Here is a 17,239-nt window from a genome sequence, read left to right on the forward strand (position 1 = left end):
CGCAGCTCCGCAGCGGACCGTCAGCATAGCGGCCGCGATGCCTCACCGCCGCCGCTATTTTTCGGCATCGCGTCAGCCCAAAGCTTGACCAAAGCGATGGGATGCTGAATGGCGGCGGCTGTTTTTTCGATGCTCAAACCTTCCCCCAAATAACGCTGGGCAATCACCATCATGGATTCACCGATTTCGATCATATGAAAATCGGGATCATAGATGCGCACCACGCGCTGCTGCCAGGGATATTTCTTTTCCGGATGCACAGAAACAATTTCTCCGTATGATTTTAAGCGCCGCAGAAAAGCATCAAAATCGGTCACTTCAAAACAGAGCTCCATGTTATGACTTTTCCGAATGACAGAGCTCGCCGCAATATTGGTCAATTCCGCAAAATCCTGCTGAATGCCAAAACCGCCGCTGAAGGTCACGTATTTCCCTAAGTCCAGCACCACTTTCTGCTCAAACAGTTCGCCGTAAAATCTCTTGGATACTTCCACATCCCGGACAGCCAGTAAAGTGATTTTAAATTCCATCCCGTTCCTTCCTCTCTCCCTTTGTCCAGACAAATTGCCAGGGCAGTAGTTTGTTATTTCTGACGCCGTCAGGTTTTCGCCGCACTTTCTCCAGCGATCATAAAACCAATTCCCGCGCGTGCTTTGGTCTGTTTTGCTTTGGGCGGCTCACCCGCATAACCAAACGGCAGCAGGAACAAACCGCTGAGCGCAGCTGGCAGACTGAAGATGCGCTTCACTGCTTTTTGTTTCAAATAACCGATCAATCAGGCGGATAAACCATTTGCCACCGATATCGCCTTAAACTTACGCGCCGGTCTGCGCGTTTCAATTCCTTATTTCAGTTCTATTTTGACACAATCCTTTCCTTTATTACACGATCTGCATTTTGATGATTTTCTTTGCTTGTTCAGCGCGATGAGCCGCTCCGGGGTGACAATATAAAAAAGCCGTGAGAAAATTCCCACAGCTTGCGTTGATTTACCAAGATTACCTGTGGAAAACAAAATCAAAACCAAACTAAGCAGAAGAAAAGCAGACCGTTTCGTGCAACAGCCGATGCTCTTTCTGCAGTTATGATTTTCATTCTCTGTTCCACGTTCGCACCCATCTTACCGATTCTGTAATATCAGGTGTGCCGGATTGCCATCAATCCTTGATGCTTTCTGCTGTCGCACGCCCAAGATAACATGCAAAAATCAAATTGTCATCGGCAAAACTGAACTTTCATCCTTTGAAAGCAGTCAGTAATTCCTGCAGTACTTCGGTGCAGTCCGCGATCAAACCATAATGACTGATTTCAAAAATCGGCGCCTGCGGATCGTTGTTCACAGCAATGATGCACTCGCTGCGACTGATCCCAGCCAAATGCTGAATCGCACCGGAAACACCAAAACTCAGCAGCAGCCTGGGCGCCACGGTAAAACCTGTTTGCCCAACCTGGTGCGCATACTCCGCCCAGCCCGCATCAACCAGCGGACGGGAAACACCGACCGCCGCACCCAGCAGTTCTGCCAGTTCGTAGATCCATTTCATATTTTTCGCATTACCGATTCCGCGGCCGGCCACCACCAAAATTTCCGCTTCGGCAATGGAAGCAGCCGCTGCGGCCGGCTCCGTTTGCAGCAGCCGCAGCGTTTGCGGCAAAGCTTGCGGGGCAGAACAGACAATCACTTCTCCCGAGCGCTGAAAATCCAAACCCGGTAACGCTAAAATACCGGGACGCACCGTTGCCATCTGCGGTCTGTGGTTCGGACAGATAATCGTCGCCAGTAAATTGCCGCCAAAGGCCGGTCTGGTTTGCTGCAGAAGGCCGCTGAGCGGGTCGATTTCCAAGACGGTGCAGTCGGCCGTCAAACCGGTGCGTTGCCTGGCGGCGACGCGCGGAGCTACCGAACGGCCAAAATCAGTTGCCCCAAAGAGGACCACTTCCGGACGGTATCCTTTTATCAAGTGACAAATCATCGTATAAAAAGCAGGCTCCAATTGTGCGGCGAATCGCGGATCCTGGCAGACATAAACCAGATCGGCGCCTGCCGCGATCAATTGCCTGGCCTGGAATGCTGTCTCAGCCGGGCTCAGCAGAACCGCTGCCAGACGGCAGCCGCGCAGTTTGGCAAGTTCGCTGGCTTTGCCCAGCAATTCGAAACTGACCGGCAGCAATTCGCCTGATTGGCTGCGCTCGCAGACTACCCAGATATCTTGATATGCCGTTAAATCAAGCGCAGGACTGTCTTCTTTTGCGATGCTGAGCGCGTTTTGGGGGCAGCTCTGCAAACAGATACCGCACAAAGTACAACCTTCCCCCAACACAGCTTTGCGGTTCTGCAGTGTCAGCGCCGCGGCTGGGCAACTTTTGCAGCAGAAACCACAGCCAATACAGAGATCCCGATCAATCCTCAATCCAGTCATCTATTTCAGTTCCTCCCTGATCCGCGCAGCCAAAGCCTGCACCTGTTCTGTTAAGCTGCCCGCAAAGAAGACGCACGCATGGCTCCGCTGCGGTACGCCGGTGCGCACCACCTGGGTGGGTGAGCCGCTTAAGCCGCAGCGGCTGACATCCGCCTGCAGAGCCACCGCATCCAGCAATTGGAACGGCGCAGTTTCGCCAAACTCCACCCCGCTGATACTGGGCAGCCGCGGCTGATTGATATCTTTGGCAATGGTCAGCAAAGCCGGCAGCCTGATCTGCAGCAATTGGCGCTGACCGTCCAGACTGCGGCGCACCGTCATTTCCCGCGGCTTAATCTCGAGGATCTTCTCCACATTGGTCAGATGCGGTATTTCCAGGTGCTCCGCCAATTCCGGCCCGATCTGCGCCGTATCGCCGTCAATGGCCATGCGTCCGCAGAGGATCAAATCAAAATCACCCAATTGCCTGACGCCCAGGCTCAAGACATAAGAAGTGGCCAAGGTGTCGGCACCGGCAAAAGCACGGTCGGATAACAGCAGGGCCCGATCGGCGCCGCGACTCAGCGCATCCCGCAGTAAGCGTTCCGTGGCCGGAATGCCCATGCTGATCACGCTGATTTCGCCGCCCAGTTGTTCTTTGATTTCAATGGCCTGTTCCAGCGCATAGGTATCGAAGGGATTGATCACCGACTGATTGCCGTCGCGCAAAATTGTTTTCGTGACCGGATCGAGTCGCACTTCATTGGAAGAAGGCACTTGTTTGATACAAACGATGATTTTCATACCTTTTCGCCTCCATCCGCCTCGAATAAATTACCGTTGCCCAACAGATTCCGCGGGTCAAAGACCTTTTTTAAAGCTGCCATCTCGGCAATATGCTCTGCTCCGTACATGGTCAGCAGCATCTTGGTTTTCAGTTTGCCTACGCCGTGCTCCGCCGCCACCGCGCCGCCCATTTGGCAGATTTGGGCTGCCCATTGCTGATATAAGGCTTTGCCTTTCCAAAAATCCGCTTCATTGCGAGGCAGAATATTCACATGCAGGTGATTGTTGCCGATATGACCCCATATGGCCGACTGCAGCTGATTTTCCCGTAAACCCCGGCGATAGAGCGCCACAACTTGAGCCAATTGATCATCCGGTACCGACATATCCGTGCCTAATTTTGTGATCATCGGATAATTTTGTTTGCGGCGATCAATCAGCAGATTGGCGCTTTCCGGAACGGCATGGCGGAAGAACTGTAATTGGGTCAGATCCGCTTCTGTTCTGGCAACCCAGGTATCCGCTTTATTGCCGCCAGATTGCTGCAGAACAGCCCCGATCTGCCGCAACTGCGCTAAGGCTTCGGCTGCATCCTGACAATGCAGTTCGGTGTAAATACAGTAGCGATAGGATTCCGGCACCTCCGGCAGGCGGGCGAAGGCGCTGCTCAGGCGTTTTTGCTGGCGCAGCAGCTCCAGCGCATCCGCATCAAAGGCTTCCAGGGCTGCCAGATGCTGTACTTGGCTGCGCAGCCGCATGGTAAACTGAACAGCCTGATCCTCATCGGCAAAAAAGCAGCTGACCCCCCAAATCAGCCTGGGATGTTCCATCAGCGCCAGCTCAATTGCCGTGATCACACCCAGGGTACCGTCTGAGCCAATCAGGAGATCGATCGCATCCATATTATCTTCAATATAATAACCGGAGGCGCTCTTGGTTTGCGGCATCCGGTATGTAGGCAGATTCAGTTCCAGAGTCTCCTGATTCGTCAGCGGCAGAGATAAACGGCGGCCACGGGCAAACACCTCGCCGCGGCGTAAGGCAATCATACGGCCGTCGCTCAGCAGCATGCGCAGCGCGCTGATGTGATGACGGATCGGACCGTAGAGGAAAGTGCGAGCGCCGGAGGCATTGCAGGCTGTCATACCGCCAATCGTAGCCGATGCTTCGGTTGGATCCGGCGCAAAAAATTGCCGCGGGGCTTTGCCAAAGTCCTCATAAGCCTGCAAAGCAGCCGTATCCCAGCCGGAGCTGGCAAATTGCTTTTTTTTAATCATTTTTTTGAACTCCGATAAAACCAAACCCGGTTGGACGGTAAAATAAAACCGTCCCGATTCATCCCGGCGGCAGCCGATCACCCGATTCATCCGGCTCAGATTCATCACATGCCCCCGCAAGGGCACAGCGGCGGCAGCCAGACCCGTACGGGCTCCCTGAATGGTCAGCGGTGTCGCGCTTTGATATAGGTACGCAAGTATAGAAAGGATTTCCGCTTCGCTGACCGGAAAAGAAATACTGTCCGCCTGACCGACTGTCCGCGATTCGTCCCGCAGATATTCCGCATATTGCTCATTCAGCGGTTTGATTAAGTTGTTCATGAAAAAGGCCTCCCCGTCTGGATTATGGTAGCTGAAGATCAGGCCGGAATCGAACCCATCCCGGCCTGATACGCAAAGAAGGATTTCTATTTTTCAGCCTTACCCCAGGAAAACTACGGCGATTTATAAACCACTTTCCCGTCGATCACCGTCTGCAGGACTTTTAAATCAGCAATTTTCTCCGGATCAATCCGCAAAATATCATCACTCAAAACTGCAAAATCCGCCAGTTTACCGGGTTCCAAACTGCCGATTTGGTGCTCCAGGCCCAGATAGTAAGCACCATTCTTGATGAACAGTTCCAGCATTTCCATCACACCAATACATTCTTCGCTGCCCAGCTGCACCCCGCGGGAGGTGCGGCGCGTCACTGCTGCCCGCATGCCCAGAAACGGGTTATAATGAGCGGACGTCATATCGGAATTAGCGAAAACGCGAATGCCGTTAGCCAGATAGGTGCGCAGCGGAATAAAGCGATTGACCCGCTCCACTTCCAAATTATGAAAATAAATATCCCCCTCTGCAAAGATAAAGCCGGGCTGCACAGAAACGCCGATGTCACGGCGCCGCATGATTTCCAGGGCTTCTTGCGTTGGCAGATAACCATGAATGATATGGTGGCGGCGAGTTTCTACTCTGCTATCCTCGGCCATGATGCGATCAAAACTGCGGCAGGCAATGTCCTGGGCCAAATCGCCGCAGCAATGAATGCCGATCGACCAACCTGCCCGGTGACCGATGCGGAAATATTCCTCTAAACGGCTGATATCCAGGCGCAGCGGAATTTTTGTCTCGCTGCCGTCGAGCCAAGGCTCGTTCATCAGAGCAGTCTTGGAGCCGACACCACCGTCAATCGCCATTTTCAAGCCAGCCAGGCGCAGATAATCATCACCAAATCCCTCAAATATGCCCAGGGTCGGCACCAGATTCTGCAGATCTTTACCTTGAGCGGCATACAATCCATACCAGGCCGGCATCATGGCGACACGCTGCGCCAATTTTCCGGCATTGCGCGTTTTTTGATAGGCCTTCATTTCCTGCGGACCGACACCCGGATCCAGCAAGGAGGTGATGCCGTATTTCAGATACTCCCGGCCGGCCCGCTCGATGGCCGCCATCAGCTCGCTTTCTTGGTCGGCAGTGCCGGCATTGCGGGGAATACAGGCCCGCACCGCGTTTTGCGCGCCATTGATCAGATAACCGTTCGGTTCACCGTCTTCCCGGCAGACAATGGTTCCTCTTTCGGGTTGGGGGCTGCCTTTTTCTATCCCTGCCGCCTGAAGGGCCAAAGAATTGGCGACGCTGCCGGCAAAAAGGCGATGCAGCAGGACCGGATGATGCGGAGCCGCCTGATCCAATTCCCAGCACGTGGGCGGCCGATCTTCCTCAAACTGTGACTCAATCCAACCGGCGCCTTCGATCCAGCTGCCGGCAGGCAGGACCGCCGCTTTAGCGGCGACCAACCCCAGCAGATCGGCAATCGTTTTACAATCGAACAACAACACGCCGGCCATGCTGATTCCGGCTTCCACGACATGGTTATGGGAATCGATAATGCCGGGAATAACCGTTTGACCCTGCAAATCGATGATTTCCATGGAACCGTCCAGATTTTCCAACAACTCCTGATTGCTGCCGGTCATGCTGATTATATTGCCGTCAACCAGCATTGCCTGCACGATTTCCCGTTTCTCATTCAGTGTAATGATATTTCCGTTATAATAGAGCTTCATCATTCAGCTTGCCCTCCGCTTCCATTTTTGATTGAACTCTCATCGATTTTTTCTCATTCAGCATGATTTCCTGCAGCTTCATTTGGATCCTCTCGCATTGCGCCTGCACATTTGGTGTCAGACGGGCAGCCAGATACTCAGCCAATTGCAGATAGAGCAAGAGACCTGTCTCCACACGCTGCAGCAAAGGAAAACCATCGGCCAAACCGAAGGCCAGCCCCATCATCTCCACCAAGTCTCTCCCTTTGGCTTCCGCCGAATACGCCAGACACAACTGCTCGTAAAAATCATTTTCGCTTTGCAATAAAACCCCTTTGGCTACCAGCATCAATTTAACCAGACCGTAAGTCAAGCCATAGAGACCCAGCAGCATTTTACCATCCTGTTTATCCCGCACTCCCGCCATTGCTTTATAACATTCTTCCTGCCAGACCAGCATTTCACGATTCAGGTACGCATCGGCTTTTTGCCGCATAGTTTCATCCCAGACAAAAGCATACGCATCCTGCTGCAGCCGCCGTAAGATTCCTCTTGGATCATAAAGAATCCGCATTTGCCGTAAGCCGATCATATCATAGACAGCTCGCACCGGATCAGCAAAGCAGAGGCGTAAATCTCTTTCAGCGCTGTGCTGAATCACCCGATAAACACCGTGATACAAATCAATTTGCGGCTCCGGTATCGCTGCGGCTTGTTCTTTTGTCAGGCAGATCACGTCCAAATCGCTGTATGGCGTGGCATCTCCTCTGGCATAACTGCCCATTACGGCAATCCCCTCGATCTCAGCGCAAATTAAATCAGGTGTCATGGCATCGATCTGTTCACTGGATAACAATCGGCTCACCACCCTTTCCAGACTCCGGCTTTTTCTGCTATTCCATTCTATTTCGGTTGATCGTATTCCTGCCCTGCCGCCGCCGCAGTGAAAAACGCTGTCTGTTTTTAAAAAAATACTCTCTTGCGGATGAATTTTTTTCAATCTTATTCAAGCTTTTATTGTACAATCAATACAGAGCTGATGCAAATGAGAATTTTAATTGCGGAAGATGAACCACCTTTTTCCTACGCTTTTACCAAGCCGATACGTCCCGCGCCAGAGGCACCGGCAGTTAGAGTCTCTTGGGTTTGGCCATCGCAAAAAGCATTGCGGACGGACACAAAGGCCGAATCCGGATCAACGGTAAAACAGGCGAATGGGTTGAATTCATCGTAACCCTCTAAAAAAGATTCAACAAAATGGGAAAAGCGAGGTTGGCAGAATGACTCTGTCAGCCTCGCTTTTTTTCTTGATTCAGATTTTAGTGATCTCCACTTTATAAGGATGCGGCTGATCGCGATTGAAACTGGTGGTAATCAGGCAGCGTCCTTTGCTGCCCTCCACAATACCCGTTAGGAGGCCGTCCTTGCATAACTGCAAGCCTTGCAGTCCGTCGACTGTTCCAACGGCTTCTTCGATGTATTGCAGCAGTTGGTTGTAGCGTTCATGATACCGTTTCATGGTGTACGTTTCGATCAAAGCCGGAATCTCCGCATTGGGAGTCTGGATCAATTCCAGCACAAATTCGTCTTTCGCGTATTTTTGACAATAAGCTGCATAGACCGCGTCCCGGTGGTTTAAATCGTTTTCACCCATGAAGTCATTCTGTCCGCTGACCAAATCGAGTTCCAGCTGATGCAATTCGGCGGCTACTCTGAGATACATTGCTTTCTCAGTTTGCTGATAGTTCGTAAAAAATTCGACGATAGCCGGAATCCCGGAAATACAGGCATCCATGCGCATAGCGATCGGCATTGAAAAAACTCCTTTCTCTGCAAAATCGGCTTTCACTGTCAAAAATTTTTCTGACCCTTCCTTTTTACTGTTTAATTATAACATATGCCATGTGATTGTCAAATTTTTTCTGTTGATTCAGGCTTATTCAGACAATTCCAATGAACTATGAACTGCTGCCCGGCCTTCCATTCAAGGTCGCTTTGCCCGTCTCCCTCAAAAGTACCGGATAAACTAACATCGGCAGAGAATTGGTTTTATTGACTCAAACAGAATGGAACGGAGAATCGCTTATTTTTTTACTTGTGGTTTCCTGCATCTCCGCTTTGGTCAGCGCGTCAAGCGGTCATTCTGTTTGCTCAGCATAAGGAGCAAGGGCGAAACGAGTTTTCAAAGCCGCACCGCTCCTTTTGAAAGTTCAATATTGCACCTACCGAACAGATTAAGCCGGGACTACCTCATCGACAAGCGGTTCTCCTTTGGCAAAGCGAACGGCGTTTTCCACCACTTCAACCAGTTCTTTTCTTTTCCCTTCCACACTCATATCGGCAGCGTGCGGCGTGATCACAATATTTTCCAGGGCAAACAATTCTTTGAGCAGCGCCTGATCCAGGCCGCCGGTCGCCCTGACTTCCAGTTCATGTTCCAGGACATCAATGCCGGCACCCCAAATCATCCCCTCTTTCAGAGCCGTGAGCAAATCCTGATCCAGGGCCACTTTCCCTCTGGAAATATTGATATAAATGGCAGTTGGCTTCATCATTTTGAATTTAGCCAGATCCATATAAGCGGTTGTCTCCGCCGACAGTGGCATATTGGTGGTGACCACATCGGACATCCGCAATAAGGTTTCCAGATCGGTATAGACGGCGCCGCATTCCGTTTCAAACGCCGGATTTCTTTTCCGGTTATGATAAAGAACAGTCATTTGAAAACCGCTTAATTTGCGGGCAATCTCCTGACCGATGTTGCCTGCGCCAATGATCCCTAAAGTTTTTCCGGTCAAATCCAGCCCCAGTCTGCCGCCGTCTCCATGCTGCCATTGCCCGCTTTTGGCGCGCTTGTTGCGCGCGGGAATCATCTTCGCCACAGCCAGTATCAGGGCAATGGCATGCTCGGCACAGACATCCCGTTTTGCCCAGCCATTATTGGAAAAACGGACACCGCGCTCTCTGGCATAGGCAACATCAAAACCATCGAAGCCGGCTGAGGTGCTGGAAATATATTTCAGCATCGGCAGTTGATCCAGGACGGTGCGCGTAAAGCGGCCGGTGCCGCTGATCACAACATCGATCCCCGCCAGCAATTCGACAAAAGCATCTCCCTGCGGCGGCGTTTCGGTCTCCTGCACTTCATGACAAACAATATCATAATAGGGTTCCAGTTGGTCCAGGTATGGTTGATCCAGTTTCTTTTCAATGTATAACTTCATTTTCATCGCAATTCCTCCCAGTTATTCTCCGGAGAGCCGCAGCTCCTTCTGCCGGTGTGAGGCAACAGCCTCACGAAAAAACCATATTCAACAAGAAATTCGCTGCCGGCTGCAAAATACCTGCCCGTCTTGCAAAGGTAGCTACTTTTTTATGCAACCGCTCACGATTTGCTCAAAACATGAGCCACAAGAGGTAACTAAAAGGGTTTGTTGTCTATTCTAAACAGACAGCAAACCCCTGAAGCTGCATCGTTTCTTCACGAACCAGACTCTTGACGGCGATTCGGATTACTGCCGTTTCGTCGCGGACACGTTTTTTACGAAGCCGGCAGCGCATCCGGCTGTAATTCCACCGCTTCAATCTTACCGTCTCTTAAACGGATTACTCTCTGCGCGTACTGCGTCAAGCCTGTATCGTGCGTGATAATCACAAAGGTCTGTTTTTCGATTTCCCGGAATTTTTGGAACAAGCTAATCACAATATCCCTGGTTCGGCTGTCGAGATTGCCGGTTGGTTCATCAGCAAGCACAACTGCCGGTCTATTGATCAGAGATCTGGCGATGGCTACTCGTTGCTGCTCGCCGCCGGAGAGCTGATCCGGTCGATGATGCGCTCTTGGCGTTAAGCCAACTTCATTCAACAGGAAGGCAGCTCGTTCTCTTGCCTCTTTTTTACTGCCGCCCATGATTTTCAGCGGCAGCTCCACGTTTTCCAAAGCCGAAAGATGCGGAATTAGATTGAAAAACTGAAAGACATAGCCGATACTTTTTCTGCGCATCAAGGCCAAACGATCTTCGGACAGCGACACGATGGATTGTCCATTGATGCGGATATCTCCGCTGATTGGCCGATCGAGTCCTCCGATTAAGCTTAATAACGTACTCTTGCCACTGCCGGAAGGACCGACAATCATGGCAATTTCACCGGACATCACCTGCAGATTGACATTGTTGACGGCATAAACTGCTTCTCCTAAATAAAACGCTTTGTTGAGATTGATCGTTTCCAGAATAATCTGCGGACTGTTTTGACTCTCTTCCTTCATTGTTTTCCTCCTGACAAATCGGTATTTTCGTTTTGCCCGCTCTGAAAAGCGAGACGCCTGCGGTCGTAGGTTGCCAGAATTTCTGTGGGATAAGCATACCTGGCAGCCTCGGGATCATCCGGCCGGAAAACCAGCACCCCGGTGAAAGGATCGTATTCTGTGAAGATGCCGTCGCAAGGCGCGATCCATTCCCGGTAGCGGAAGCCAAACCAGCTGGCCTGGATGATCACGCCTTCCCCTTGCCGAACATGCTCCCCCGGATGGCGCAGAAAGGCCCCATCCAATTTCTGATCAACCACATCGGCCTGCAGCAGTCGGACATTTTCCTGCCGTTCCCGGTAAAGCAACTCCGCCTTGGGACGCAGAAGATGATTGATTTTTGTGCTGACCAGCGGAATCTGCCTGGCAAATACCAATTGATTGACGCTGGCGGCCTTGCTCAATAAAATGGGATAAAGCACTGCCAATAGAAAAATCAGCAGGGTGATGGCGGCATTCTGTCCCATCAAAGCAAAGAGCTGGCTATGCGACAATTCTGCCGACCATTGGAATTGCGGCAAGAGCAGCCGGAGGATGCCGTAACCCAAAGAAATTCCCGCCAGAAAAACCAAGCCATATTCAACGGCATAAAGGCTGACGATCTGGGAAAAACGCAGCCCGATTGATTTGAGAATGGCTAGTTCCTTACGGCGTTCCAAAAAAGTCATCAGCGCAATGGTCATGATCCCCAGCCCAAGAAACAGATAAATCAGACGGAGCACCCAGCCGGCCGGCGCCTGAATATCGGCGATCACTGTTGTCGCTCTCTCGCTTGGCATGGAGGGGTAAATGAGTTCCGAGCCTGGATAAACCCGCTGCATATTTCGCTCCAGACCGCTGGTATGCAGCTGGATCTCCGAACAGGCTAAAATTTGACCATTCGCTTGCGAATTGCCGGTTAAGCGCCAGAGATCGTCTTCCAGAATCAGAGGTTTCTGCAGATCATAGGCGTCATTGACAATACCGACTAAGCGAAATTCAGCGCTCCGAAAGGGGACCTGATCGGTAAAATAAGCCAATTGTATGGTATCACCGATTCTGTAACCGCACTGTGCTGCTAAGGCCGCCGGCAGCACGATCTGAGCGGACTGCAAATGATTGTCCTCAACCCCATTCGTGTTATCCCAATGGAAGAAGTAAGATTCTTTATTGATTCCCCAGACTTCCCAGGCAGCAAATGGGCTGTAACAAAGATGCATACTCACGTTCTCCGCTTGGCTGAACGGTCTGGGTACACTGAGGATGTTGGTAATATTGGCTTTCCCTTTGCCATAATCATATGGATTGAGCGGAGCAGGCAGTTCTTCCAGCGGTTTTGGCAGCATCCCTTGCGGTAGACGGACCAGCAAATCATACGGCAATTGCAGTTTCACCGCCTGTGAACTGCCCGTATTTCGTTCACTGATTAACATACTCTGGTAGAGAACGCTCAAATTGGCAGTCAGCATCACCAAAACGCCAATTGTTAATAAGCGAAAACGCCAGCGTACGATATTCTTGCCAGCCAATGGCCAGACTGCCAGCATTGATTTAAGTTTATTCATCGCGCAATACCCCCATGACCGACATGGAAGCGGATTTCAGTGCCGGGAACAAACCGAAAAATAGAGCAATCAGGGTAGTAGAACCAATGACCAAACCGTAGTTCTGCAAAACGCTGCTAAGAATTGATAAAAACGGATTCTGATTGGTGATTTGATTCAATATCGATTGGATCTCGACCAGGAGGAACCCCAGGCTTCCTCCTAAAATGGTGACCATCACAGCCTCTGTTAAAACCATCACTACAATATTTTTCCGCATAGAACCAATTGCTTTCAGAATCGCCATCTCTCGTTTGCGCTCGGTCACCATAATCAGAATATTGGCTGCCACCAAAAGCGCCGCATTCAACAGAATGAGCAGCAAAATCGGCAGACGCAGATCCGCGGAGATCACAGCTTGCTGTTCTCGCATGGCCTGGTTGCGCAGCTCTGTGCTCACACTAGCGGGCAGGACCTGAAAAGCCGCTGCCGGTTCCAGAGAAAAATTGCGCAGCAATCGCTCTTCCGCTTTGGGCGCGCTGATAAACTGAAAATGCGGCATCTGATTGCTGAGATCATAGACCGTATCTTCCAAGTAAGTTAAGCTGTTGATCTGGATACTGATTTGTTCGGGATAATAAGGCAGCGATTGACTGGCCTGATTCCAGAGCTTCCACCAGTAACCTTGGGGCAAATAAAGTTCGCTGCTGTAGGCATAAATCTGTGCGCCATCCGGCAAACCGGTGGCAGAATTCAGATAGGTTACATAGCGTGTGGGGATCGCGACAATACCAATCACTTGCAGGTCAATCGTTTGCCGCAGAAACCAGCGGGTCAGCAAGCGATCCTCGCTTCGTATGACGGCGGGAAGCTCCAGGCGGAGCCAATCGCCGACTTTGATCGGATTTTCGATACCGGGGATCGACTGCGGTACCACGATACAATTGGAGTCCATTTCTGCTTCGGTAAACCAATGCCCGTCAATGATATATTCTTCCAGGGAATGATCCGCCGATTCTGCGCCGCTTGCTGATTTTCCCTGCAGAAAAACCGCTGTTTTTTCGACCTCCTGCGCAGAAGCTATGGCGGCGTCGGTGATCCAGGCGGGCATTTGATAGATTGGATTGACTCCATCAACACCCGCGACGGCACTGATGGCGGCTAAGTCGTTTTCCGAAAAGTAATTCGCCTGTTCTGCAAGCCGTAAGTAACCGGCCTTGGTATATTCAGGGTAATACAAGCCGTAATCCGTGAAATCACTCAGCGGCTGATCGGTGAAGGTCCACCTTTCCCCTTCTTTTGGCATCTCGAGCGATAATCGCTCTGCATAAGCGATGATCTCTCCGCCATCCATCCGACGGACAAACTGGCCTGCCCCGCCGGCATAGCCTTTTCCTAAGCTAACCGAATAGCTCAGGAAGGAAGCTGCCAGCGCCATGGACAAAATCGCCAACAGGCTGCGGGCCAGATTCCTCCAGGCATTGGTAACACCCAGTTTGAGAAACATACGCTCATCCCTCTCATTTGTTTCAAGCGATTTCCGGTTTCGGCTGCAGTTTTGCGACTTTTTCTTCGCTCTCTACTGCTGACAACATCCCTATTCAAAGAGTCCGTGTGCCGGATCACTCTGTCTGGCAATATCCGCTGCATCCGGCAGAACGAGCAGCATGCCGGAAAAAGGATCAAACTCCAAAAAACCATCACACGGCGCGATCCATTCTTTATAAACGAAGCCGGAGAAACTCTCCTGGATCACGAGAACCTCCCCCTGCTTGACATGTTCTCCCGGTTGCCTTAAGAAGCTGCCGAATAACTTGCCTTCTTCGACTTCCAACTGCAGCAGCCGCACCTTGCGCTCTCTTTCCAAACGCAGTTGCTGGGCGGTTGGTTTGACCAAATGATCCAAGCGTTCCACAATCAGCGGGATTTTTCGCTTATAAATCAATTGATTGACTGAGGCTAGTTTGGCCAGTAAGATTGGATACAATAAGCTGAGCGTTAAGACCAAGGCTGTAACGAAGAGATTCTGGATACTTAAATTCTCCAGAGTCCCCGGCGGCAGGCTCTGATACCAGCTAAAACGCGGGATCACGACCCGCAAGACAAGCAAACTGCCAAACAAGCCCACAGCCGCGGCACAGCCATACTCCGCTGTCAGCAAAAGGACGATCTGCCGATTGCTGAAGCCGATGGATTTTAGGACAGCCAACTCTTTGCGCCGCTCCAGAAAGGTAATTAAGGAAAGCGTCAAGACACCAAAGCCCATAAACAAATAAATCAGTAATAAAATCCAAACTGAAGGCGCCTGCACCTTTGTTGTTAACTGCTGCGTTCGATTTTGAGCGATCCATTCATAAAGAAAAACCGCTCCGGGATAGACCTGCTGCATATTTTCTTCCAACCCGGTGGCATGGGTTAGCAATTCATTGCAAAATAACAATTGCCGATTGGGCACTGAGAGTGAGAAAAGGCGCATAGCATCCTCAAAGAGCATCAACGGCTGGGCTAAATCATCTTCCGTATCAAAGATCCCACAGATATGGAATTCGCTGTCGACTTGGATCCCGGACGGATTGATCACGCGCATCAGAACCGGATCGCCAACGCTAAGCTGATACGCGGCTGCTTCCCGAGCGGGTATCAACAAATCTCCTGTTTGCTTGAGCCAAGCGCCGGTTAATTGCTCTGCAGAAAATTGAAAGATCGCCGTATCCTGCCGCACCCCCAGGATGTCCCAACGGTTGTAGGCGGTATCGGCAAGCCCTCCGGCTGCCGATTCGGCGTACTGGAATGCGGTTGGTACACTGGGGATTTCATAAGTAAATTCTTTCCAACGGTTTTGCTCCCAAGAATAAGACGTTTTGACGATTAACTTGGAATCCAGGGGATTCGGTAATTCTGCCAGATCGAGCGGTTCCATATTTTCTGGCAGTTTAATCAGTAAATCATAGGGCAACTCCAGTCTTTCTGCTTCCGCGCCGGATTTTGCCTGCTGGCTGATCAACATACTGTGATATAAGACGTTCAGAGTGGTAGTCAACAAGACTAAAACCGCGATGACAGCGAGTCTGCCCCACCAGCGCTGCATATTCTTGCCTGCCAATTTCACTAAGGCTGCCGCGCGATTCCGATTGGCTTTATTCATCCCGCAGCACCTCCATGACTGATTTAGAGGCAATCTGCAAGCCGGGAATCAGAGCGAAAATTGCCGCACTTCCACATGTAATCAACAATACAAGCAGGTAATTCAGCAGCAAACTGCCTAAAATCTGGCTAGCATTGGCCAGATTGCTCAATTGATTGAGTACACTGGGAATGCTTATCATCAGATAACCGCTGCTCGCGCCCAGGAAGGTAATGGTCATCGCCTCTGTCACGATCATTTGGGTAATATCGCGGCGCCGAGCACCGATTGATTTCAGTACCGCCATTTCCCGCTTGCGCTCGATGATGAGAATGAGGATATTGGCGCAGAGCAACAAAGCCGCATTAAACATGACCAAGGCAACAATCGGCAGCCGCAAGTCTGCCGCGATGACCCCCTGGCTGTCGTTGGATTTTGTTTCTTTCAGCGCGGCCAGCCGTGCCGGCGGTATTCTGCTGAAGGCCTGTTGTGGCTCCAGTAAAAATTGATTCAGCATCCAATCGTTCAGGGTTGGCACACTGTTGATCTGAATGTTGGGCAGCTGTTCTCTTAAGCTGTAGACAACATCCTCCAAATAAGTTAGATCATCCACCTGCAGTATATACTGTTCCGGTAAATAAGCGAGCGTTCCGGCCGCTTGCTGCCAGATGGCCTGCCAGGTAGCCAAAGGAAGATAAATATCATTATGATAACCATGGATTTGTTCTGTCTTCAATTCTCCCATGGTAAAAAAATCGACATCACGGGTGTGCAGGGCGACAGTGCCAATCACTTTCAGCTCAACTGACGTTGTTGACTGCCAATTAAAACGCAAACCTTGCTCTCCCTGCACGACCTGAGGAATTTCTATTTTCAGTGTATCGCCGGTCGTCAACGGCTTGACTCCCGAAGGCAGCAATTGATTGGAAGCAACCACCGCCGCGAAACTGCCGTCGTCTGTCTCCTGCAGCCAGCGCCCGCTGTTGATCATACCGGCTAAGCTGCGTTCCTCGCTGGTTTCCTGCGATAAATCCTTGCCATAAAGCGAGTTCGCCACGGTTTCCCTCACGCCATGTTCCGATTGATATTGACTATAAATGGGCAGGCGATGGACCGGGTAAACCCCCGTGATACTTTGGTTCTGCCGTAATGCCGCCGCGATGGACTTCCACGCCGTCTCGTCCATTGGATTGTTGGCCATATAACCGGATTGTTCGTATTTTGAATAGAAAAAATTCAGGTCCGTCAAAGGGCTGAGCGCCTCCAGACGAAACTGCCAATCTTGCTTGCTGCCGGGTTGCTCGCTGATTAGCTTCTGCCGATAAATGGTAATCTCCCCGCCCAGCATTTGGCGTAAAGGCTGACCTGCACCCTGGCTATAACCACGACCCAACGTGAGCAGATAGGCCAGAAAAGCAGCCGCAAATGCCATGGAAATAATCGCCAATAAGCTGCGAGTCAAATTTCGCCAGGCATTGATGAATCCTAATTGATAGAACATGCGTTCACCTCTTCGTACAGATGAGTGATTTCAGCAAATCTTTTTTATGTAATGAAAAAAGAGGGTAGAATATCCATTTTCTTTAATATAGCATTATATTTTATTAAATTGTTCTATCATTCTCCTGGTTTTCCCTTTTTAAAAAAATCGATCCATGAAAATTTAACCGTCTCGCTGCCAGGTATAATACCGTATTTTTGAACATTATCCGACAAAAACAGCCAATTATGTTTTCTTAGAAAGCATATTTATGCTATTTTATGAATTTTTACGGGGGGGGGGGGGGG

Annotated in this window: 14 protein-coding genes; all 14 read right to left on the bottom strand. The window is 50.7% G+C overall.

Annotated features, from left to right (window positions below; all coding sequences use genetic code 11):
- Positions 1-20 precede the first annotated feature (20 nt).
- On the bottom strand, positions 21-530 hold the full coding sequence (locus tag LLG09_04045) for a glyoxalase/bleomycin resistance/dioxygenase family protein (GenBank protein ID MCE5196284.1): 510 nt from the start codon (positions 528-530) through the stop codon (positions 21-23).
- Positions 531-598: 68 nt separating this feature from the next.
- Positions 599-775, bottom strand: a complete 177-nt coding sequence (locus tag LLG09_04050; protein ID MCE5196285.1) for a hypothetical protein — start codon at positions 773-775, stop codon at positions 599-601.
- A 460-nt stretch (positions 776-1,235) separates the two neighbouring features.
- Positions 1,236-2,420, bottom strand: a complete 1,185-nt coding sequence (locus LLG09_04055; GenBank protein ID MCE5196286.1) for an electron transfer flavoprotein subunit alpha — start codon at positions 2,418-2,420, stop codon at positions 1,236-1,238.
- Positions 2,421-3,203, bottom strand: a complete 783-nt coding sequence (locus LLG09_04060; protein MCE5196287.1) for an electron transfer flavoprotein subunit beta/FixA family protein — start codon at positions 3,201-3,203, stop codon at positions 2,421-2,423. It abuts the gene before it with no gap.
- A complete protein-coding gene (locus LLG09_04065) occupies positions 3,200-4,783 on the bottom strand; it encodes an FAD-binding oxidoreductase (protein MCE5196288.1) in 1,584 nt (527 codons plus the stop codon). The genes LLG09_04060 and LLG09_04065 overlap by 4 nt, the downstream gene beginning before the upstream one ends.
- Before the next feature lie 113 nt (positions 4,784-4,896).
- On the bottom strand, positions 4,897-6,519 hold the full coding sequence (locus tag LLG09_04070) for an amidohydrolase (GenBank protein ID MCE5196289.1): 1,623 nt from the start codon (positions 6,517-6,519) through the stop codon (positions 4,897-4,899).
- Entirely contained in the window at positions 6,500-7,351 is an 852-nt protein-coding gene (locus tag LLG09_04075) for a nucleotidyltransferase domain-containing protein (protein MCE5196290.1), read from the bottom strand. The genes LLG09_04070 and LLG09_04075 overlap by 20 nt, the downstream gene beginning before the upstream one ends.
- A 456-nt stretch (positions 7,352-7,807) precedes the next feature.
- Positions 7,808-8,308: a hypothetical protein gene (locus tag LLG09_04080; GenBank protein ID MCE5196291.1), complete on the bottom strand. Its 501-nt coding sequence runs from the start codon at positions 8,306-8,308 to the stop codon at positions 7,808-7,810.
- A gap of 421 nt (positions 8,309-8,729) precedes the next feature.
- On the bottom strand, positions 8,730-9,725 hold the full coding sequence (locus LLG09_04085; protein MCE5196292.1) for an NAD(P)-binding domain-containing protein: 996 nt from the start codon (positions 9,723-9,725) through the stop codon (positions 8,730-8,732).
- Positions 9,726-10,036: 311 nt separating this feature from the next.
- A complete protein-coding gene (locus LLG09_04090) occupies positions 10,037-10,765 on the bottom strand; it encodes an ABC transporter ATP-binding protein (GenBank protein MCE5196293.1) in 729 nt (242 codons plus the stop codon).
- The gene (locus LLG09_04095) at positions 10,762-12,348 is read right to left on the bottom strand and encodes an ABC transporter permease (GenBank protein MCE5196294.1); all 1,587 of its coding nucleotides are present in this window, start codon (positions 12,346-12,348) and stop codon (positions 10,762-10,764) included. Before LLG09_04095 ends, LLG09_04090 begins: the two co-directional genes overlap by 4 nt.
- Positions 12,341-13,834, bottom strand: a complete 1,494-nt coding sequence (locus LLG09_04100) for an ABC transporter permease (GenBank protein MCE5196295.1) — start codon at positions 13,832-13,834, stop codon at positions 12,341-12,343. Before LLG09_04100 ends, LLG09_04095 begins: the two co-directional genes overlap by 8 nt.
- Positions 13,835-13,924: 90 nt before the next feature.
- Positions 13,925-15,472 carry an ABC transporter permease gene (locus LLG09_04105; GenBank protein MCE5196296.1) on the bottom strand — a complete coding sequence of 516 codons (1,548 nt, stop codon included), beginning with the start codon at positions 15,470-15,472 and terminating at the stop codon, positions 13,925-13,927.
- On the bottom strand, positions 15,465-16,952 hold the full coding sequence (locus tag LLG09_04110) for an ABC transporter permease (protein ID MCE5196297.1): 1,488 nt from the start codon (positions 16,950-16,952) through the stop codon (positions 15,465-15,467). The genes LLG09_04105 and LLG09_04110 overlap by 8 nt, the downstream gene beginning before the upstream one ends.
- Positions 16,953-17,239 lie beyond the last annotated feature (287 nt).

The organism is Negativicutes bacterium, assembly GCA_021372785.1.
In the GTDB taxonomy this organism is placed as follows: Bacteria; Bacillota; JAAYKD01; order JAAYKD01; family JAAYKD01; genus JAJFTT01.